At 61.7% G+C, this 18,840-nt stretch carries 20 protein-coding genes; 13 read left to right on the top strand and 7 right to left on the bottom strand.

Features of this window, described 5'->3' with window-relative positions:
* Positions 1 to 173: 173 nt before the first annotated feature.
* From DOM36_RS15195 to DOM36_RS15180, 4 genes are all read left to right on the top strand, one after another.
* Positions 174 to 1,277: an efflux RND transporter periplasmic adaptor subunit gene (locus DOM36_RS15195; protein ID WP_075570531.1), complete on the top strand. Its 1,104-nt coding sequence runs from the start codon at positions 174 to 176 to the stop codon at positions 1,275 to 1,277.
* Positions 1,277 to 4,411 carry an efflux RND transporter permease subunit gene (locus tag DOM36_RS15190; RefSeq protein ID WP_110643605.1) on the top strand — a complete coding sequence of 1,045 codons (3,135 nt, stop codon included), beginning with the start codon at positions 1,277 to 1,279 and terminating at the stop codon, positions 4,409 to 4,411. The genes DOM36_RS15195 and DOM36_RS15190 overlap by 1 nt, the downstream gene beginning before the upstream one ends.
* Before the next feature lie 297 nt (positions 4,412 to 4,708).
* Complete coding sequence (locus tag DOM36_RS15185) at positions 4,709 to 5,059, top strand: hypothetical protein (protein ID WP_110643604.1); 351 nt, start codon at positions 4,709 to 4,711, stop codon at positions 5,057 to 5,059.
* Positions 5,060 to 5,128: 69 nt separating this feature from the next.
* Positions 5,129 to 5,365: a DUF883 family protein gene (locus tag DOM36_RS15180; RefSeq protein ID WP_075570534.1), complete on the top strand. Its 237-nt coding sequence runs from the start codon at positions 5,129 to 5,131 to the stop codon at positions 5,363 to 5,365.
* Positions 5,366 to 5,524: 159 nt separating this feature from the next.
* Here the strand turns inward: DOM36_RS15180 and DOM36_RS15175 are convergent, their stop codons facing one another.
* The 3 genes from DOM36_RS15175 to DOM36_RS15165 are packed head-to-tail and all read right to left on the bottom strand — an operon-like array spanning position 5,525 to position 6,381.
* Complete coding sequence (locus tag DOM36_RS15175) at positions 5,525 to 5,710, bottom strand: tautomerase family protein (RefSeq protein ID WP_075570535.1); 186 nt, start codon at positions 5,708 to 5,710, stop codon at positions 5,525 to 5,527.
* Between the two features lie 10 nt (positions 5,711 to 5,720).
* Entirely contained in the window at positions 5,721 to 6,137 is a 417-nt protein-coding gene (locus DOM36_RS15170; protein ID WP_110643603.1) for a hypothetical protein, read from the bottom strand.
* Complete coding sequence (locus DOM36_RS15165; protein ID WP_075570537.1) at positions 6,097 to 6,381, bottom strand: succinate dehydrogenase assembly factor 2; 285 nt, start codon at positions 6,379 to 6,381, stop codon at positions 6,097 to 6,099. Before DOM36_RS15165 ends, DOM36_RS15170 begins: the two co-directional genes overlap by 41 nt.
* A 181-nt stretch (positions 6,382 to 6,562) precedes the next feature.
* On the opposite strand from DOM36_RS15165, the gene DOM36_RS15160 reads away from it, so the two are divergent.
* The 3 genes from DOM36_RS15160 to lapB all read left to right on the top strand — a co-directional run bounded on the left by DOM36_RS15160 (position 6,563) and on the right by lapB (position 8,477).
* Positions 6,563 to 6,886, top strand: coding sequence for an integration host factor subunit beta (locus DOM36_RS15160; RefSeq protein WP_279626537.1), 324 nt, complete (start codon positions 6,563 to 6,565; stop codon positions 6,884 to 6,886).
* A gap of 97 nt (positions 6,887 to 6,983) precedes the next feature.
* Positions 6,984 to 7,289 (top strand): LapA family protein, encoded by a 306-nt coding sequence (locus DOM36_RS15155; protein ID WP_110643602.1) that lies wholly within the window; start codon positions 6,984 to 6,986, stop codon positions 7,287 to 7,289.
* Positions 7,290 to 8,477 (top strand): lipopolysaccharide assembly protein LapB, encoded by a 1,188-nt coding sequence (lapB, locus tag DOM36_RS15150; protein WP_075570540.1) that lies wholly within the window; start codon positions 7,290 to 7,292, stop codon positions 8,475 to 8,477. It begins immediately after the preceding gene.
* Here the strand turns inward: lapB and pyrF are convergent, their stop codons facing one another.
* The gene (gene pyrF, locus DOM36_RS15145; RefSeq protein ID WP_110643601.1) at positions 8,478 to 9,185 is read right to left on the bottom strand and encodes an orotidine-5'-phosphate decarboxylase; all 708 of its coding nucleotides are present in this window, start codon (positions 9,183 to 9,185) and stop codon (positions 8,478 to 8,480) included. It lies immediately after the preceding gene.
* A gap of 232 nt (positions 9,186 to 9,417) precedes the next feature.
* Between pyrF and DOM36_RS15140 the strand changes: the two genes are divergently transcribed.
* The 6 genes from DOM36_RS15140 (at position 9,418) to DOM36_RS15115 (ending at position 13,843) form a co-directional block, all read left to right on the top strand.
* On the top strand, positions 9,418 to 9,681 hold the full coding sequence (locus tag DOM36_RS15140; RefSeq protein ID WP_075570542.1) for a ComEA family DNA-binding protein: 264 nt from the start codon (positions 9,418 to 9,420) through the stop codon (positions 9,679 to 9,681).
* A gap of 103 nt (positions 9,682 to 9,784) precedes the next feature.
* Complete coding sequence (locus DOM36_RS15135) at positions 9,785 to 10,279, top strand: FxsA family protein (protein ID WP_075570543.1); 495 nt, start codon at positions 9,785 to 9,787, stop codon at positions 10,277 to 10,279.
* A gap of 199 nt (positions 10,280 to 10,478) precedes the next feature.
* Positions 10,479 to 10,772 (top strand): co-chaperone GroES, encoded by a 294-nt coding sequence (locus DOM36_RS15130; protein WP_071232843.1) that lies wholly within the window; start codon positions 10,479 to 10,481, stop codon positions 10,770 to 10,772.
* Between the two features lie 59 nt (positions 10,773 to 10,831).
* A complete protein-coding gene (gene groL / locus DOM36_RS15125) occupies positions 10,832 to 12,475 on the top strand; it encodes a chaperonin GroEL (protein ID WP_075570544.1) in 1,644 nt (547 codons plus the stop codon).
* A 164-nt stretch (positions 12,476 to 12,639) separates the two neighbouring features.
* A complete protein-coding gene (locus tag DOM36_RS15120; RefSeq protein WP_110643600.1) occupies positions 12,640 to 13,368 on the top strand; it encodes an RNA methyltransferase in 729 nt (242 codons plus the stop codon).
* Between the two features lie 43 nt (positions 13,369 to 13,411).
* Positions 13,412 to 13,843, top strand: a complete 432-nt coding sequence (locus DOM36_RS15115; protein WP_232823872.1) for a hypothetical protein — start codon at positions 13,412 to 13,414, stop codon at positions 13,841 to 13,843.
* Positions 13,844 to 14,002: 159 nt separating this feature from the next.
* Here the strand turns inward: DOM36_RS15115 and rpsA are convergent, their stop codons facing one another.
* From rpsA to DOM36_RS15100, 3 genes are all read right to left on the bottom strand, one after another.
* The gene (gene rpsA / locus DOM36_RS15110; protein ID WP_075570546.1) at positions 14,003 to 15,685 is read right to left on the bottom strand and encodes a 30S ribosomal protein S1; all 1,683 of its coding nucleotides are present in this window, start codon (positions 15,683 to 15,685) and stop codon (positions 14,003 to 14,005) included.
* A 239-nt stretch (positions 15,686 to 15,924) separates the two neighbouring features.
* A complete protein-coding gene (gene cmk / locus DOM36_RS15105) occupies positions 15,925 to 16,605 on the bottom strand; it encodes a (d)CMP kinase (RefSeq protein WP_075570547.1) in 681 nt (226 codons plus the stop codon).
* Positions 16,602 to 18,839, bottom strand: coding sequence for a bifunctional prephenate dehydrogenase/3-phosphoshikimate 1-carboxyvinyltransferase (locus DOM36_RS15100; protein ID WP_110643599.1), 2,238 nt, complete (start codon positions 18,837 to 18,839; stop codon positions 16,602 to 16,604). The genes cmk and DOM36_RS15100 overlap by 4 nt, the downstream gene beginning before the upstream one ends.
* Between the last annotated feature and the right edge of the window lies 1 nt (position 18,840).

Genomic DNA, 18,840 nt, shown 5'->3' with positions numbered 1-18,840 from the left:
TTATGACAATGATACCGGCGATCCTCTTGACCTCGTTTCCCTCGATGTCGCCCTTTTCGAAGCCACCCCTGTCGAGTCCACCCCTGTCGAGGCCACCCCTGTCGAATCCCCATCTGTCGAATCCGCCCCCGTCGACATCAGCCCTCTCGCGGAAGCGCTTTCTGCCACCGCCCATGCTGCTGAGACTGGCAGCCGCAGCCGCCCTGTTGCTCGGCTCGTTGACATCGGAGGCGCAGACCGACGCCCCGATCGCGGTGATCGGTGCCACCGCTAGCGCTTCCACCTGGCAGGATCCGGTCGAGGCGCTGGGCACCCTGAAGGCAGACGAAAGCGTCACGCTCTCCTCGACGCTGACCGGTACCGTCAGCGCCATCAACTTCGAGGATGGCGATAGCGTCGCGGCCGGCCAATGGTTGGTTCAGCTCGACGACGACCAGGCCCAGGCCGAACTCCGCGCTGCCCAGGCGCTGCTCGGTCAGCGTCAGAGCGCCGTCGATCGCGCCCAGCAGCTCCAGGACCGCAATCTGGGCGTGCGGGCCACGCTCGAGGACAACGCCGCGCTGGTCAAGCAGAGCGAAGCGGAGATCGATGCCATTCGGGCGCGACTGGCCGATCATCGCTTGCAGGCGCCGTTCGCCGGCACGGTCGGTCTGCGCGAAATCAGCATCGGCGCTCTGGTCACGCCCGGCACGGAACTGGTCACGCTGGACAAGCTCGACACCATGAAACTCGACTTCACCGTACCGGCCACGCTGCTGTCGGTACTGCATCCCGGCCTCACCCTCAGTGCCACGACGCCAAGCTATCCGCAACGGATCTTTCGTGCCCAGGTCGCCACGCTCGGGACGCGGATCGATCCCGTTTCCCGCAGCCTGGTGGTGCGCGCCAACCTGGCCAACCCCCAGGGTCGACTGCTCCCGGGCATGTTGATGGAAGTCCAGTTGAACCAGCCTCCCCGTCAGGCGTTGACGATTCCGGAGAGTGCGCTGGTCCCGGATGGGGAGCGCCAGACGGTATGGCTGATCGAACCGGGCCAGCCGCCCCACGTGACACGCCGAGAAGTCACCACCGGCGAGCGTCGGGAAGGCGAAGTGGAGGTCACCGCGGGTCTCGACGACGGCCAGCGTATCGTCACTCACGGCACTCTCAAGGTGCGTGAAGGCGATGCGGTCGAACTGATCGCCGAAAACGTCGGCGAAGGCGACATCAAGGATGTCCTCGAACGTCAACGCCGCGCCACCGAATCACAGGCGACTGAATCGCGAGACAGGGACTGATGCGAATTTCCGACCTCTCGATTCGCCGTCCGGTCTTCGCGACGGTCGTCTCGCTGCTGCTGATCGCTTTTGGCCTGCTGGCCATGGAGCGCCTGCCGCTGCAGGAATATCCGGCCATCGATCCGCCCATCGTCAGCATCGAGACCAACTACCCCGGCGCTTCCGCCAATGTCGTCGAGACACGCATCACCCAACTGCTCGAGGATCGCATTGCCGGTATCGAGGGCATCGTCTCGATCGAGTCCAGCAGCGCCGACGGCGAGTCGGAGATCGACGTCGAGTTCTCGCTGGATCGCGATATCGACGGGGCCGCCAACGACATTCGCGACCGTATTTCGTCAGTTGCCGATAACCTGCCCGACGAGGCCGAGCCTCCGGAGATCGAAAAAAGCGACAGCAGCGACGATGTCATCATCTGGCTATCGCTCTCCGGGGAGGGTTATACCATTCCGGAGCTGACCGACTACGCCAACCGCTATCTCGTCGACCGGTTCTCGACCCGGGACGGCGTGGCCCGAGTACGCCTCAGCGGTGGCAAGGAATATGCGATGCGGGTGTGGCTCGATCGAAACGCTCTGGCGGCGCGTCGATTGACCGTCGACGACGTCGCCAGCGCGCTCGAGGACGAGAACGTCGAGCTACCCGCCGGCTTCCTCGAATCCCGAGATCGCCAGTTCACCCTCAGAATTCCACGCAGTTTTACCACCGCTGCGGACTTTCAGAACCTGGTCATCGCTCGAGGTGGCGATGGTCATCTGGTCCGATTGTCGGACGTCGCTCGCGTCGAAGTCGGCTCGGTTGAAGAGCGCTCGCTGTATCGGGGCAACGAGGTTCCGATGGTCGGTCTGGGCATGATCAAGCAGTCGACCGCCAGCGTGCTGGAAGTCGCCAACGGCGCCAAGGCCGAAATGGCGCGGCTCCAACCGACGCTACCCGACGGTATGCAGCTCTCGCTCAACTTCGATTCGTCGGTATTCGTCTCCGGCGCGCTACAGGAAGTCGTATCGACCCTGTTCATCGCCATGGCGCTGGTGGTGGTGGTGATCTTCCTGTTTCTGGGCAATGTGCGTACCACGCTGGTGCCCGCAGTGACGGTACCCATCTCGTTGATCGGCACTTTCATCTTCCTGACGATGTTCGGTTTCACCCTGAACCTGCTGACGCTGCTGGCGCTGGTCCTGGCGATCGGGCTGGTCGTCGACGATGCGATCGTGGTTATCGAGAACGTCCATCGCCGCATGGTGGTTTACGGCGAGACGCCACTGGTCGCCGCTTATCGGGGTACCCGGCAGATCGGCTTCGCGGTCATCGCTACCACCCTGGTGCTGATCACCGTGTTCATTCCGCTGAGTCTGCTCCAGGGCGACATCGGCCGTCTGTTCTCGGAATTCGCGCTGACCCTCGCCGCCGCCGTCGGACTTTCCTGCCTGGTTGCGCTGTCGCTGGCGCCGATGCTGTGTTCGAAGCTGCTCAGCCCGCGGATGCATGAAAGCCGCGTCAGCCTTGGCGTGCACTGGCTGCTGGACCGCTCGCAGACGATCTACCGCCGCTGCCTGCTATGGTCTCTGCGCTGGCGCTGGATCGTGGTCGGCCTGTTCACCCTAGTGCTAGCACTCACCGCCTGGCTGTTCCAGCAGTTGCCCAACGAGTACACCCCTCAGGAAGATCGCGGCGCCTTTTTCGTGCTGATCGAAGGGCCGCCCGGCGCGACGTTCCACTACATGCAGGATTACTACGACGAGATAGAAGCGCGCTTGATGACGCTGGTCGATGCCGGTGACATCAATCAGGTATCGATTCGCGGGCCACGCGGATTCGGTAACGTCGAGAACTTCAATGACGGCATGGCCATCGTCTCGCTCAAGGACTGGGGCGATCGCCGATCGGCCTGGGACATCATCGCCGATGTCAGGTACCAGCTCTCCGACCTGCCCGGCGTGACTGCCACCCCGATCATGCGTCAAGGGTTCGGCGGCAGGGTCGAAAAGCCGATCCAGTTCGTCATCGGCGGCAGCACTTACGACCAGTTGGCGGACTGGCGCGACCGGCTGCTGACCCGCATTCGCCGTGATGGCAACAGCGGCCTCGAAGCGGTGGACAGCGACTACAAGGAGACTCAGCCGCAGCTACGCATCCGGATCGACTATAACCGCGCGGCCGCCCTGGGCGTTACCGTCAGCACCATCGGCAGTACGCTGGAAACGTTGTTCGGGGGCCGCAACGTCACGACCTATGTCGACGGCGGCGAGGAGTACGACGTCATCCTCGAGGGCGAGCGGAATAGCCAGCGCGCCCCCAGCACGCTGGACAACGTCCAGGTCCGCTCGGCGGCCAGCGGCGAGCTGATCCCGCTCGCGAGCCTGGTGACGGTGTCGGAGTTCGCCGGCGCCAGTGAACTCAATCGCTTCAATCGGATGCGCGCGATCACGCTGGAAGCCAACCTGCAGAGCGGCGTCGCCATCGGCGACGCCCTGGACTACCTGCAACGCATCGCCGACGAAGAGCTGCCCACCGAGGCGGTCATCGACTACAAGGGGCCTTCTCGCGATTACCGGGAAGCCAGCGGCGCGACCACCTTTCTTCTGCTGCTGGGCGTCGTCGTCGTATTTCTGGTACTGGCTGCACAGTTCGAGAGCTTCATTCACCCGCTGGTCATCATGTTCACGGTTCCATTGGCGATCAGCGGCGCCCTGCTGGGTCTCTGGGCCAGCGGACAATCCCTCAACATCTACAGCCAGGTGGGTCTGGTCATGCTGGTCGGCCTGGCCGCCAAGAACGGCATCCTGATCGTCGAATTTGCCAACCAGCTGCGGGACGAAGGAGAGGCCTTCTTCGATGCGCTGGTCGAGGCCGCCGTGACGCGACTGAGGCCGATCCTGATGACGACGGTCACCACCATGGCCGGCGCCATACCGCTGATTCTGGCTTTCGGTCCCGGCGCCGAATCGCGCATTGTCATCGGCACCGTGATTTTCTGCGGCGTTGCCGCCTCGACGCTGCTGACCCTGTTCATCGTGCCGGTAGCCTACGATATGCTGGCACGACGAACCGGTTCGCCCGGCGACATCAGCCGACGTCTGGAGCGCGACATGCAGGATCACGCTTCGACACCACCCCGCGCTAGCGGGGAGTAAAATTGCGACTACACTATGTTGACGACACCGCGACGACGACACCATGATCCTGGCGCTACGACAGCGATGCTTTAGCGATGACATCATGATGACGACGCGATGACAGTGACACGCCACAACGATCTGTTATCGATTCTGTCATCGCCTGCCCCGTCATGGTGTGGTCGATCACAGGTCGGGTCCGTCAGCGCGGGGGACTTTGCCAGATGCCCCGTGAGGTACCTTGCCAGATAACCTGTGAGGTACCTTGCCAGATAACCCGTAGGGTGGTCGTTCCCTCGAACCGGAGAGCTGAAAATGAGTCTGTTCCACCGTGACGACAAGGAAGCCGGGGCCAGCCGTATCGATGAAGACATGGCAGCCGCGGCCGAGCGCGCGCCTCATTTGGGGGATGATCCGATACGTGAGGAGCCCGCACTGATGCCAGATGGAGAGCCGCTGGAAGAGAGTATCGACGAGCCCTCACCCTACGCTGCCGCCTATCTGCCCCACGACAGCTGGGCCGACCGTTCGCGTCGGCGGCTGGACGATCAGATCAGCGATACCCGGGAAAGCTGCGACGACTTCGTGCAGCGCAATCCCTGGCAGAGTGTCGGCATCGCTGCACTGGGCGGAGCGTTGATGACCCTGCTGCTGAGCCGCCGTTGACACCCTGTTTTCCACCACTGATCGGTTGCCAAGCGCCGATCGCCATTGATGAATGATTAAGGACGATCCATGAGCCGTAATTATCGCGAAGACACGCGCCATTATTATCAAGACGCCAAACGCCGCGGTCGGAAAAGCCTCGACCGCGCTCGCCATCGGGCGGACGACGTCAGCCACGAACTCGCGGAGCATGCGGAAGAAGCATGGCGTGAGACCGACGACTACATCCACCGCAACGCCTGGAGCAGCATGGGTGTCGTGGCACTCGCCAGCTTCGCCATCGGCTTCTTCGTCGGTCGCCGCTAGAGAGCGTTGCCGACGGCCTGACACAGGCCGGCAGCGAAGGTCCGCGCCTGTCGGGTAAGGCGCCACCCTGATGATACGGCCCCGTGACGCAATATCTGCGCCACGGGGCCGTATCGTGTCGATGCAAGATCGACATCCGACCGACAGTCAACTCCCCTTTCAGCCCTCGTCGATCCCCAGTCGCCCGCCCCTTGCCCAGTCTTCCTTGTCGGTTTCGTGGAAGAATATCTGTACCGACTCCGCTGATATCCCATACGCCTGCACGAAAGCATCGGTGACCCGCTCGGCCAGTTCGCGCTTCTGTTCGACGTCACGGGGAAACTGCTGAATGGTCACGATGGGCATGCTAGCCTCCTCAAGGTGATAAGCCGGTGTGATCACCCTGCTCGGACAAGGTTTCACGCAGCTGGCGCAGCGATTGTGCATCGCTGCTGTCGGGCCATAGCCATGATCGATGGCCCGACAGCTCGATCGCCAAAAGCAGCGGGCCAAGTCGAATCAGACGGCACGTCTGCTTTTGCCAAGCCTGGGCATCTTCGGAACTTTCCCAGACCGGCTGTTCGTTTTCGTGCACGCAGCGCAAGTCACGCTGCTTTGGCGACGCGAGATATTGTCTGGCTGCCATCGCGACGGCGATGAAGGCCGCGATGGCGGCGTACCGATAATCGATCCACCAGCCTGCATACAAAGCCAAACCAAGCCCCACCAGGAGCTGGAAGGCCAGCGACAGCCTAGAGCGCCTGATGGCGACTGCGATCAGTGGTTTCGGCATGTTCGACGATCATCTGGACAAGACGGCGCATTTCCGGGTCCTGCGGCCATTCCCGGCGCATCAGCCAGGTGAATAGATCCTGATCCTCATTGGCCAGCAGCTCTCGATAGCGCTCCTTGTCGTCCGGCGAAAGTTCGTCGTAACAGGCCTCGAGGAAAGGCATCAGCAGCAGGTCCAGCTCCCACATACCGCGGCGGGAATGCCAGTACAGTCGTCTACGCGTGACATCTTCGTTGTCTGACATGGACTATCCTCGATCCGGTGAACTGAATGACTGCATTGATCCGCATTATACCCAAGGTACCCACCGGCCACTATTCAGGCGCGCCGGGTGACCGGCTAATGCGTTGTTTTCTCGAAAGTTGCGAAGTATGCTGAGACGACAATAACAGACGTCGGACGCCCATTGCGCGGTCTCTCGCCGCCTGGCCGAGGCTTCACGGAGAATGTCGATGACCAAGTCTGAACTGATCGAGCAGATTGCTGCCCGCCGAGCCGAGCTATCGGCGAAAGAAGTCGAGTCCGCAGTACGTGTCATCCTCGACGACATCACCAACGCGCTGGCTGACGGCGGGCGCGTGGAAATTCGCGGATTCGGCAGTTTTTCCCTGCATTTTCGCGAGCCTCGCACCGGGCGCAACCCGAAGACCGGCGACCCGGTCGATCTCGACGGAAAATATGTCCCGCACTTCAAGCCGGGCAAGGAACTACGCGAACAGGTCAATGCCAGCCGCGCGCTAGGCTATTGATCTCACCAGTCACTGCAGCCGGCGCCCGAGTCGACGGCTGCCACCGCGGAACGAATCGACGGCGAGAGCCGTTGGCGGTGTGTCACCAGGAAAACTTATGCGCTGGCTCAAAGGCGTCATCCTCGCCATCATCTTGATCGTCGTGTTGCTGCTGGGCATTCTGTTCGCGGTCAACAATCAGCAGCCGCTACCCCTGGACCTGATATGGGTGCAGCTGCCCCAGGCATCACTGTCGCTGTGGCTCCTGGTGGCACTTGCCTGCGGCGTGATTCTGGGCATGCTGGCCATGACTGGCATGTACCTGCGCCTGCAAACGCTGCTGACCCGCGCACAACGGCACAATCAGCAACAACGCAAGGAACTCGATCGTCTACGGACGCAGGAGTTCAAGGAAAGCGCCTGAATGAGCGATGTTCTGCTGCTGGCGTTGCTGGTGGCAGCCATTGCCATCGGCTGGATGCTGGGGCGCTGGGAGTCGGGACGATTCCGGGATCGTCCGCAACCGCCTCGCGGCTCCTTGCCGAGAGACTATTTCGTCGGTCTCAACTATCTGCTCAACGAGCAGCCCGATCGCGCCATAGAGACTTTCACGCAAGCCCTCGAAGTCAATAGCGACACGATCGAAACCCATATCGCGCTGGGCAACCTCTATCGTTCCCGCGGCGAGGCGGATCGTGCGGTACGCATCCATCAGAATCTGCTTGCCCGACCCACCTTGACCCCCGCCCAAAGCGGGCAGGTGCAGCTGGAACTTTCCCGCGACTTTCTCAACCTGGGTCTTCTGGATAGGGCGGAACGGCTGTTACTGTCACTTCAGAAAAGCCATGCCGACGACTCGCAGAAGCTTGCCGCGAAGCGCTTGCTGGTGGATCTTTTCGAGCGGGAAAAGGAGTGGGCGCAGGCCCTGGAAACCGCCCTGCCCCAACTGGTGCGCCAGGATGCCGACATCCGACGTGCCGCCGCACACTGGCATTGCGAACTGGCGAGCCAGCATCGCAGCAACAGTAGCCCATCTTTGGCTCGCAAGGCGCTGAAACAGGCGCTCAATATCGACGCTCGCTGCGTGCGCGCCAACTGGATGCTGGGCCAGCTCGAATGGGATATCGGCCAGTATCGAGACGCGGCTCGGCTCTGGCAACGTGTGCCCGAGCAGGATTGCAGCTTCACCACCATCGTTCTGCAACCGCTACGAGACGCCTACCGCCTGCTCGACGATGACACCGGCTGGTGGCAGTTTCTGGAGAAGCAACTGCAGCACAATCCGCAAACCACCGTGGTGATGATGGCGGCGGACACGTTGAGACAGCGACAGGGTACCGACATCGCCTGCGCCTTCGTCAGCGAACAGCTGCGCGAACATCCCAGCCTGCGTGGGGTCGACTATCTGATGGACCTCTACCTCGACGATAGCGATCCCGCAGAGCGCGACCGCCTGGAGCTGCTCAAACAGCATACCCATCAGTTGCTGAGCATCCGTCCCCGCCATCGCTGCCAGCGCTGCGGCTTTGGAGCCGAGCAACTCCATTGGCAGTGTCCGCGCTGCCGCAGTTGGGGCACCACAAAGCCGGTCACCGGGCTCGAAGGCGAATAGTCAGGCCCTGTCGGACAGGGAGCGCTCGATGTCGGCCAGGGCTGCCATCGGGTCAGCCGCCCGGGTGATCGCTCGACCGATGACCAGGTGAGTGCTGCCCGCCCACATCGCGGCTTCAGGCGTCATCACGCGTCGCTGGTCCCCCTGGTCGGCCATCGGGGGACGAATTCCCGGCGTCACCTTGAGGAACGCTCCGCCACACAGTTCGCGGATGCTCGCGCTTTCCCGTGCCGAACAGACGACGCCATCCAGTCCACTCTGCTGCGTCAGTCTGGCCAGTCGCTCGACCTGAGCTAGCGCATTCCCAGAAACGCCCGTCTCGTGAAGCTCGTCGTCAGACATGCTGGTCAGCACGGTGACGGCAATGAGGTGCGTCTTCAAACCTCGTTTCACCAATCGCTCGGCACTGGCTTCCATCATTCGACGGCCACCGGAGGCGTGCACGTTGACCATCCATACCCCCCGATCCGCGGCCGCTTCGACAGCGCCTGCCACCGTGTTGGGGATATCGTGAAATTTCAGATCGAGGAAAACCTCGAACCCCCGTTGATGCATGGCATCGATGGCCGCCGGCCCGGTCCGGGTGAACAGCTCCTTGCCGATCTTGACCCGGCAACGGGCGGGGTCGAGCGCATCGGCCAATGCCAGCGCCTGAGAGAGATCGGGGTAGTCGAGGGCAATGATGAGCGGCGATTCGGTGGCAGCCATGTCAAGTCTCCGGCAGTCGAGTTCGTGCGGGAGTATACCGAATGCCGCAATGGGATAGGTCGCTCCTGCCATATCCACGCCAGCTACTTTAGCCAGATTGAGTAGAAATTGACTGACAGGAATGATCGTTTTTTTCCGATAAAAAATCGTGGCGCAGCGTCGATACAAGGTAATGACGGGCGGTGTGAAACGACACCGGCCTTCACTCACCGACATCAAAAGAGAGATCGCCATGAAGACTCTGATCCATGCCGCACTGTTCTCGCTGTTCAGCTTCACCGCACTTCCCGTATTCGCTCAGGACGCTCCGGTCAACATCAACGAAGCTTCGGTCGAGACATTGGCCACACTTCCCGGCATCGGTGCGGTCAAGGCGCAAGCCATTGTCGATGACCGTGAAGCCAACGGTGACTACGCCAGCCTGGAAGACCTCACTCGCGTCGACGGCATCGGTGAAACCACTGTCAGCAACCTGTCCGAGAAAGCAACGCTGTAACGCCCAGCGCCGGGGCCAGCAACGGTCCCGGCGCGTCGACGCTTGTATTCCTCCCGATCGTCTCCATCTTGGCTAGCTAGGCAGCGTCAACGACGGAGACATCATGCCCCTGCTATTCCTGCTGACGATCTTCGCGATCGCGGACTTCGCTTTACTGTTCACCATTGGCGCCAAGATCGGCCTGCTGGCGAGCCTGATCTGGATCGTTGTCAGCGCCGCTTTCGGGATTCATCTGATTCGACGAGAAAGCCTGATCACGCTGCAGCGAGCCCGTGAGCGCATGGCCGCTGGCCAAATCCCCTCCGACGAACTGTTGGCGGGCGCCTCGTTTCTATTCGCCGGCATCCTGTTGATAGCACCCGGTTTTCTTTCGGATATCGTGGGTCTACTATGCCTGATCCCCGGCAGCAGCCGACTACTGCGTCGGTGGTCGGGGCGCACCGCTCGCAGCGCTGACGCCATGGGCCAGCGGAGAGGCAGGGAGGCTTCCGATGACTGGAACCTCCACCAGCAAGACGCCGGCCAATCGACCACAGGGGAACGAACTCACGATGGCGCCAAACCCGTGGAAGGCGAATATCTGGGAAAAGACAGGTGATCGCGCGGGATGAAGCCCCGGCCGAACGAGAAAATTTTCAGCCTGCCCCTTGAAACCGGCTATCCAGACCCAATCAAGGCAGCAGCGATAGCTTTAGGCCATCAGGCCGATTAACCGGAAGGCTAAGCCTTCGCCCCTTGAGCCTCGCTCATATGGGTATGTGCATTTGCAACATGCAACCATCAGGAGAACGTGAGCAATGAAAATCCGTCCCTTGCACGATCGTGTCATCGTACGTCGCAAAGAAGAAGAGCAGAAAACTGCCGGCGGCATCGTGCTTCCGGGCAGCGCCCAGGAAAAGCCGACCCGTGGTGAAGTGCTGGCCGTGGGCAATGGCCGCATCCTCGAAAGCGGCGAAGTGCGCGCGCTGGACGTCAAAGTCGGCGACACCGTGATTTTCAAGGAAGGCTTCGGCGTCGAGAAACAGAAAGTCGACGGTGAAGAGGTCCTGATCATGAGCGAAAGCGACATTCTGGCCGTCGTCGAAGGCTGATTGGCTCGACGCTCGACGATTCATCACGATTTCACGCATTACATTAGGAAGATCGAACAATGGCAGCTAAACAAGTCAAGTTCTCCGATGATGCTCGCAAGCGCATGGCGCGCGGCGTCAATGTTCTCGCCGACGCGGTCAAAGCGACCCTCGGCCCGAAAGGCCGCAACGTCGTCCTGGAAAAATCCTTCGGTTCACCGACCGTCACCAAAGATGGCGTCTCCGTTGCCAAGGAAATCGAACTGAAAGACCGGTTCGAGAACATGGGCGCACAGATGGTCAAGGAAGTCGCTTCCAAGACTTCCGATGCCGCCGGTGACGGCACGACCACCGCTACCGTTCTGGCACAGTCCATCGTCAACGAAGGCCTCAAGGGCGTCGCTGCCGGCATGAACCCGATGGACCTCAAGCGCGGCATCGACAAGGCCGTCATCGAGGCTGTCAAGCACATCCAGGCGCTGTCCGTTCCGTGCACCGACTCCAAGGCCATCGCCCAGGTCGGCACGATTTCCGCGAACGGCGACGCGCGCATTGGCGAGATCATTGCCGAGGCGATGGAAAAGGTTGGCAAGGAAGGCGTCATCACTGTCGATGAAGGCCGCGGCTTCGAAGACGAGCTGGAAGTGGTCGAAGGCATGCAGTTCGATCGCGGTTACCTGTCGCCCTACTTCGTGACCAACCAGGACACCATGGCGGTCGAGCTCGAAGATCCGTACATGCTGCTGGTCGACAAGAAAGTCTCCAACATTCGCGAACTGTTGCCGGTTCTCGAAGCTGTCGCGAAAGCGGGCAAGCCGCTGGCGATCATCGCTGAAGACATCGAAGGCGAAGCGCTGGCGACCCTGGTCGTCAACAACATGCGCGGCATCGTCAAGGTCGCGGCAGCCAAGGCGCCCGGCTTCGGCGACCGTCGCAAGGCCATGCTGCAGGATATCGCTATCCTGACCGGCGGCACCGTGATCTCCGAAGAAGTCGGTCTGAGCCTCGAGCAGGCCAACCTCGATCACCTGGGCAGCGCCAAGCGCATTACCATGTCCAAGGAAAACACCACCATCATCGATGGTGCTGGCGTCGAGTCCGACATCGAAGCGCGCGTTGCACAGATCCGCGCCCAGATCGAAGAGACCTCTTCCGATTACGATCGCGAGAAGCTCCAGGAGCGTGTCGCCAAGCTGGCCGGCGGCGTTGCCGTCATCCGTGTCGGTGCGGCTACCGAGTTCGAGATGAAAGAGAAGAAGGCTCGTGTCGAAGACGCGCTGCATTCGACTCGCGCCGCCGTCGAAGAAGGCGTCGTACCTGGCGGCGGTACTGCCATGGTTCGCGTCCTGACCCTGATTCAGGGCCTGACCGGTGACAACGAAGACCAGACTCACGGTATCGCCATTGCGCTTCGCGCCATGGAGTCACCGCTGCGTCAGATCGTGACCAACGCTGGCGAAGAAGCTTCCGTCATCGTCAATCGCGTCAAGGACGGTGAAGGCAACTTCGGTTACAACGCGCAGACCGGCGAATACGGCGATCTGTTCGAAATGGGTGTTCTCGACCCGGCCAAGGTGACTCGTACGGCTCTGCAGTCCGCAGCTTCCGTCGCCGGCCTGATGATCACCACCGAAGCCATGGTCGCCGAAGATCCGGACGACGCACCGGCAGGTGGCGGCGCGCCTGACATGGGCGGTATGGGTGGCATGGGCGGCATGATGTAATCATCACCCTGCCATCTCCTGGTTTTTCGGACTGTCGAAAGATTCAGGTATCATGGAAAGCCCCGCCATTGGCGGGGCTTTTTTTGTTTTCGAATCGTGCTGTCGCACGGGAGCCGTGCCGACGATATCGCCATGACCTTTTTTCTTGCAGGAGCTTATCGCGCATGCTCGATCGCATTCGCATCGTTCTCGTTCAGACGTTCCACCCGGGTAACATCGGTGCCAGCGCGCGCGCCATGAAGACCATGGGCCTGAGCGATCTGGTGCTGGTGGCACCGCGTCAGTTTCCGGACGAGGAAGCCACTCGCCTTGCCGCTGGCGCCACCGATCTCGTGGAACACTGTCGTATCGTGGATTCATTGTCCGAGGCCATTGGCGACTGTGTCCAGGTGATCGGCGCCAGCGCCCGTCTGCGCAGTCTGCCGCTGCCCTGCTACCATGCCCCGGATCGGATGGCCGCCGAGCTCTGGCAGCGCTTGCCGGAAGGCCCGGTCGCCATCGTCTTCGGCAGGGAGCGCTATGGATTGACCAATGACGAGATCGGGCACTGCACCCATCAGTTGAACATTCCCGCCAATCCGGACTATGGCGTACTCAATCTTTCCCAGGCCGTGCAGATCGTCGCGTACGAAGCGTTCCGGCAGTCCCGAGCCGAGGGCGGGCTGGCCCAGGCGCCCCGAGCCAACGGCCCCTATCCGACGGTCGAACAGCTGGAGTACTTCTACGATCATCTGCATCGTGCGCTGGACAGTGCCGGGTTTCTGACGCAGCCCCATGCCAGGACCGAAGCCCACTTGCGCGCCCTGTTCACCCGCGCCGAACCCAGCCGCAAGGAGCTGTCGATTCTTCGCGGCGTGCTCAACGCTCTGGAGGGGAGCAACCGATCCGAATGATCGTCGCCAAAGGTCTTTGACAGCGAAGCCATCGGAATAGAGAATGGGAATCGATATCATCCAGAAGGCGATGAAAGCGATGTCCTCCGAACGCTCTCAGCTCTACTACACCTGCGTCTTTCTACAGGTCTCCTTCCAGGCCATTACCCATTCGGTTCTGGCCAATACCGAGCAGACCAGCCGCTGCTGGCTCGATGCGCGGACGCTCGAAATGCTGCTGGATGAACTCAAGCGTTGCCGTCAGAATGCCTCCCCCTTTCGGGAGGTTCATTCATCGCTGGATCAGGCAACTTATCATTGCGGGTTGTTGATGGCTCAATGCCCGGGCGCGCTCGATCGACATCTTTGCCGGCATCATCTCGAGGCCATCAGCGCACCGCTCGGACAGGCCGTCCGGTCTCTCGCCACCGCTTCAGCACAATCGAACCGGACATCTTCCTCTGCCCGGGGGTTCCGCCACTGGTTTGGGCATTGAAGTCTGCTGAAGTCTAGAGGGTCGGCAGCGGGTCAGTTTGAGGTCAGCGTCGATCCCGAGACCCGATGAATTTGATCTTTAAGCCGGATTGGTGAATACCGCCCATAAAAAAACAGCGCCCGGAGGCGCTGTTTTCTGTGGGAGAACTCATTCAGCGAATCAGTCCTGACCCATCTGTTGCTTGATCAGATCACCGATGGTGGTCGGACCGTTCGGCTCGGCATCCTGATCGCGCTTGCCGCCGCCTGTGGTGCCGCGACGCGGCTCAACCTGATCCTTCGCCTTGATGGAAAGGTTGATGACACGGCTCTTGCGATCGACGTTGACGATCCGGGCTTCGACGCTGTCGCCTTCGTTAAGCACGTTGCGCGCGTCTTCGACACGGTCAGCGCTGATCTCGGAAGCCTTGAGCACGGCAACGACGTCAGTCGCCAGCTCGACGTGGGCTTCCTTGGCATCGACTTCGACGATACGACCGGTAACGACGGCACCCTTGTCATTGACAGCCAGGTACTCGGAGACCGGATCGGACTCGAGCTGCTTGATGCCCAACGAGATGCGCTCACGCTCGGGATCGATAGACAGGATGACCGCTTCCGCTTCATCGCCTTTCTTGAACTGACGGACCGCTTCTTCGCCAGTTTCGCTCCAGGAGATGTCGGAAAGGTGAACCAGACCGTCGATACCGCCTTCCAGACCGATGAAGATACCGAAGTCGGTGATCGACTTGATGGTACCGGCAACGCGGTCGCCCTTGTTGTAACGGCCGCTGAAGTCTTCCCACGGGTTGGTGGTGCACTGCTTGATGCCCAGGGAAATACGACGGCGCTCTTCGTCGATGTCGAGAACCATGACTTCGACTTCGTCACCGACCTGAACGACCTTGGACGGATGGATGTTCTTGTTGGTCCAGTCCATTTCGGAAACGTGGACCAGGCCTTCGACACCCTCTTCCAGCTCGGCAAAGCAGCCGTAGTCGGTCAGGTTGGTCACGCGGGCGTTGACCTTCATGCCTTCCGGATAACGGTCGACGATGTTGACCCACGGATCTTCGCCCAGCTGCTTCAGGCCCAGCGAAACGCGATTACGTTCGCGATCGAACTTGAGCACCTTGACATTGATCTCGTCGCCAACGGCAACGATTTCGCTCGGATGCTTGATACGCTTCCAAGCCATGTCGGTGATGTGCAGCAGGCCATCGACGCCACCGAGGTCGACGAAAGCGCCGTAGTCGGTGAGGTTCTTGACGATACCGTTGATCTGCTGGCCTTCCTGAAGGGTAGCAAGCAGCGCTTCACGCTCGGCACTGTTCTCGGCTTCGAGAACGGCACGGCGGGAAACGACAACGTTGTTGCGCTTCGGATCGAGCTTGATGACCTTGAAGTCCAGCTCTTTGTGTTCCAGGTGCGCGGTGTCGCGAACCGGACGCACGTCTACCAGCGAACCCGGCAGGAAGGCACGGATGGAAGCCACGTCGACGGTGAAACCGCCCTTGACCTTACCGTTGATCACGCCCTTGACGATCTCGTCCTTCTCGAAGGCCGCTTCCAGCTCTTTCCACGCCTCGGCGCGCTTGGCCTTCTCGCGTGACAGGCGAGTCTCACCGAAGCCATCTTCCACGGCTTCCAGTGCGACCTTGACTTCATCACCGATCGCAATGGTCATTTCACCATTGTCGTCGCGGAACTGCGCGACGGGGATCTGACCTTCGGACTTCAGACCCGCGTTGACGGTGATCCAGTCGCCTTCGATGTCAACCACGGTTGCCATGACGATGGCACCGGGTTCCATGTTGATGTCCTGGAGAGACTGTTCAAACAACTCAGCAAAGCTTTCGCTCATGTGATTCCTACGTGATCAACGTTAATGACGGTTGTACCAATGAGGGTTGTACCGTCTTCCTCCGTACCACCAGCAAGCACGGGCCTTATCGACATATCCCTGGGGATGTTGGCGCTGGTTCGACCTGCAACGACTTGTCAGTCGGATCATTGCACGTCATGACATCTTGCCAGGGGCCCCGGTAGCGGAAGTGCGTCGTCGGCTCATGCCGTGGAACCCCGAATCGAGCCACGAAGGCTCTATACCAGGTTCCGTTCGGCGATCAGCGTCTCGATACGCTCCACGACTTCCGGTATATCCAGCTGCGTCGTGTCCAGCTCCACCGCATCTTCAGCGGGCTTGAGCGGAGCCACGGAGCGCTGCATATCACGCGCGTCGCGCGCTTGGATTTCTTCTAAAAGGGTCGAGAGTCTAGCATCTTCACCCGCCTGCTGCAATTGTAGCTGGCGGCGTCTGGCGCGTTCCTCGGCCGAGGCCGTCAGGTAGATCTTGAGCGATGCATCCGGGAACACCACCGTCCCCATGTCGCGACCGTCTGCCACCAACCCGGGCGCCTGACGGAAGTCGCGCTGGCGCTGAAGCAAGGCATCCCGCACCGGCGGCAGCGCCGCCACCTGGGAGGCCGCACCGCCAACCCGCTCGCTGCGAATTTCGGTCGTCACGTCATCGCCCTCCAGCAGGATCTGCATCTTACCGTTCTCGACCGCGAACACCACGTCCAGCCCGTGGGCCTGGTCGGAGAGCGCCTGTACGTCATCGACCGCCACGCCATTGCGCAGCGCCGACAACGCCGTGAGCCGGTAGAGGGCACCGGAGTCCAGCAGGTGCCAGCCCATGCGCTCGGCAATCATCCGGCTGATGGTGCCTTTACCGGCACCGCCCGGCCCGTCGATGGTGAGAATAGGCGCTGCGTGGGTCATGTCGAAGTCTCCGTCAGCTCGAGCCCCACCTTGTTCGCCAGCGTGACGAAGCCCGGGAAGGATGTGGCGACGTTGGCACAATCGTCGATCACCACCGGCTCACTGGCTCGCAAGGCGGCAATGGTGAAGGCCATCGCGATGCGGTGATCGCCCAGGCTATCGACCTTGCCACCCAAGTAATTGGGCCGTTCGCCGCCCTTCCCGACGACATCGATGCCGTCGTCGTGGACAGTGGTGTCGATGCCCAGAATGGTGAGACCGTCGGCCATCGCCTGGATCCGATCGGACTCCTTGACGCGAAGCTCCTCGGCTCCGCGCAGGCGGGTAGTGCCCTCGGCGTTGGCCGCGGCGACGAAGAGCGCCGGGAACTCGTCGATCGCCAGCGGTACCTGGTCGACGGGAATGTCGATGCCCTTGAGCGGTGCATAACGGATGTGCAGATCGGCGACCGGCTCGCCGCCGACTTCACGCGGATTCTCGAGCCGCAGATCGGCACCCATCGCCTTGAGGATGTTGATCACGCCGATACGCGTCGGATTGACGCCGACATGTTCGAGTACCAGATCCGAGCCCGGCGTGATGGCCGCGGCGACCAGAAAGAAGGTGGCAGAGGAAATATCCGACGGCACGTCGATGGGCGCGCTGGTGAGCTCGCCGCCACCCTGCAATATCGCCAGGTCGCCATCGCGCTCGACCGGGTAACCGAAACCGTTGAGCATGCGCTCGGTATGGTCCCGGGTGGGGGCCGGCTCGCGGACGCGGGTTTCGCCCTCGGCGTAGAGCCCCGCCAGCAACAGGCACGACTTGACCTGGGCGCTCGCCATCGGCATGTCGTAGTCGAGGCCTTTCAGCGGCTGGCCGCCATGAATCTTCAGCGGCGGACGTCCGCCTTCGGCGGTATCGATCTTCGCCCCCATCAGACGCAGCGGATCGGCCACCCGCGCCATCGGACGCTTGGTCAGCGAGGCATCGCCGGTCAGTTCGGTATCAAAAGCCTGCCCGGCCAGCAGACCGGCAAACAGGCGCATGGCAGTGCCGGAATTGCCGACGTAGATCGGCCCCGCCGGCTTTTTCAGACCATGCAGGCCCACTCCATGCACCGTCACTCGGCCCTGATGCGGACCCTCGATGACGACACCCATATCGCGAAAGGCCTGCAGCGTCGCCAGACTATCCTCGCCTTCGAGAAAGCCCTTGACCTCGGTCACACCGTTGGCAAGCGCACCGAGCATGATCGAGCGATGAGAAATGGACTTGTCGCCGGGGACGCGAATTCGGCCGCTGACCGAACCGCCGGGCGATACCCGATACTGAACCTGTCGTGCTTCCATGGTCTGATAACTCGTCTGATTCAACAGCGTTTCAAAATAGTGTCTGGCGTGGCTGGCACGGTCGAACGTGCCCAGCATGGCGTCGCTATCGCCCTGCTCCACTGCCGTCCGCAGCCGGGCCAGGCCGGCTTCGAAGTCATCCAGCGCCGCCAGCAACGCGCCGCGATTGGCGGTGAAGATATCGCGCCACATGACCGGATCGCTGCCAGCAATCCGGGTGAAGTCGCGAAACCCGCCGGCGGCGTAGCGAAAGATCTCCAGCCGCTCGTCCTGGCGAGCCAGCGTGTCGACCAGCGAAAATGCCAGCAGGTGCGGCAGATGACTGGTCCGCGCCAGCACCTGATCATGCCGGTCCACCGGCATCTCGAGCACTTCGGCGCCGCAGCGCTGCCACAGCGAGCGCACCGCCGCGACGGCGTCCGAGGCCGTGTCAGCTTCCGGGGTCAGAATGACCTTGTGATGACGGTAGAGCGCCGGATTGGCGGCGGCCACACCGCTCTTTTCGGAACCGGCGATCGGATGCCCGGGGACGAAGTGGGTCGGTAGATGACCAAAGGCTTCCCGCGCGGCCTCGCAGACGCAACGCTTGGTACTGCCGACATCGGTCATGACACGATCACCGACCAGCGGCACCAGCTGGGCGAAGACCTGACGCATCGCCAGTACCGGTACCGCCAGCACGATGATATCGCTCTTGGCGACCAGCGGTGCGAGATCGCCACCGCCCTCGTCGATCACCCCCGTCCCGAGGCCGATGGCGATCTCGCCGCCATCGCGGTCACACGCCAGAATGCGCCCTGCGTAACCGTTGGCCTTGAGCGCGGCGGCCAGCGAGCCGCCGATCATGCCCAGCCCCACGATCAGCAGCGTCGGATCGGTACCGGATACATCGCCTGCCCGCATC

Source organism: Salinicola sp. CPA57, assembly GCF_003206035.1.
Lineage (GTDB): Bacteria > Pseudomonadota > Gammaproteobacteria > Pseudomonadales > Halomonadaceae > Salinicola > Salinicola socius.
This window is presented reverse-complemented; position numbering and strand designations above follow the sequence as displayed.

Coding starts and splice junctions, on each gene's coding strand:
- DOM36_RS15170 (WP_110643603.1), bottom strand. CDS start 6,137: ATGCCGAAACCACTGATCGCAGTCGCCATCAGGCGCTCTAGGCTGTCG.
- lapB (WP_075570540.1), top strand. CDS start 7,290: ATGAGCGATGTTCTGCTGCTGGCGTTGCTGGTGGCAGCCATTGCCATC.
- DOM36_RS15180 (WP_075570534.1), top strand. CDS start 5,129: ATGAGCCGTAATTATCGCGAAGACACGCGCCATTATTATCAAGACGCC.
- DOM36_RS15155 (WP_110643602.1), top strand. CDS start 6,984: ATGCGCTGGCTCAAAGGCGTCATCCTCGCCATCATCTTGATCGTCGTG.
- cmk (WP_075570547.1), bottom strand. CDS start 16,605: ATGACCCACGCAGCGCCTATTCTCACCATCGACGGGCCGGGCGGTGCC.
- DOM36_RS15135 (WP_075570543.1), top strand. CDS start 9,785: ATGCCCCTGCTATTCCTGCTGACGATCTTCGCGATCGCGGACTTCGCT.
- DOM36_RS15115 (WP_232823872.1), top strand. CDS start 13,412: ATGGGAATCGATATCATCCAGAAGGCGATGAAAGCGATGTCCTCCGAA.
- pyrF (WP_110643601.1), bottom strand. CDS start 9,185: ATGGCTGCCACCGAATCGCCGCTCATCATTGCCCTCGACTACCCCGAT.
- DOM36_RS15190 (WP_110643605.1), top strand. CDS start 1,277: ATGCGAATTTCCGACCTCTCGATTCGCCGTCCGGTCTTCGCGACGGTC.
- DOM36_RS15100 (WP_110643599.1), bottom strand. CDS start 18,839: ATGCGGGCAGGCGATGTATCCGGTACCGATCCGACGCTGCTGATCGTG.
- DOM36_RS15195 (WP_075570531.1), top strand. CDS start 174: ATGCTGCTGAGACTGGCAGCCGCAGCCGCCCTGTTGCTCGGCTCGTTG.
- DOM36_RS15165 (WP_075570537.1), bottom strand. CDS start 6,381: ATGTCAGACAACGAAGATGTCACGCGTAGACGACTGTACTGGCATTCC.
- DOM36_RS15185 (WP_110643604.1), top strand. CDS start 4,709: ATGAGTCTGTTCCACCGTGACGACAAGGAAGCCGGGGCCAGCCGTATC.
- DOM36_RS15120 (WP_110643600.1), top strand. CDS start 12,640: ATGCTCGATCGCATTCGCATCGTTCTCGTTCAGACGTTCCACCCGGGT.
- DOM36_RS15130 (WP_071232843.1), top strand. CDS start 10,479: ATGAAAATCCGTCCCTTGCACGATCGTGTCATCGTACGTCGCAAAGAA.
- rpsA (WP_075570546.1), bottom strand. CDS start 15,685: ATGAGCGAAAGCTTTGCTGAGTTGTTTGAACAGTCTCTCCAGGACATC.
- groL (WP_075570544.1), top strand. CDS start 10,832: ATGGCAGCTAAACAAGTCAAGTTCTCCGATGATGCTCGCAAGCGCATG.
- DOM36_RS15175 (WP_075570535.1), bottom strand. CDS start 5,710: ATGCCCATCGTGACCATTCAGCAGTTTCCCCGTGACGTCGAACAGAAG.
- DOM36_RS15140 (WP_075570542.1), top strand. CDS start 9,418: ATGAAGACTCTGATCCATGCCGCACTGTTCTCGCTGTTCAGCTTCACC.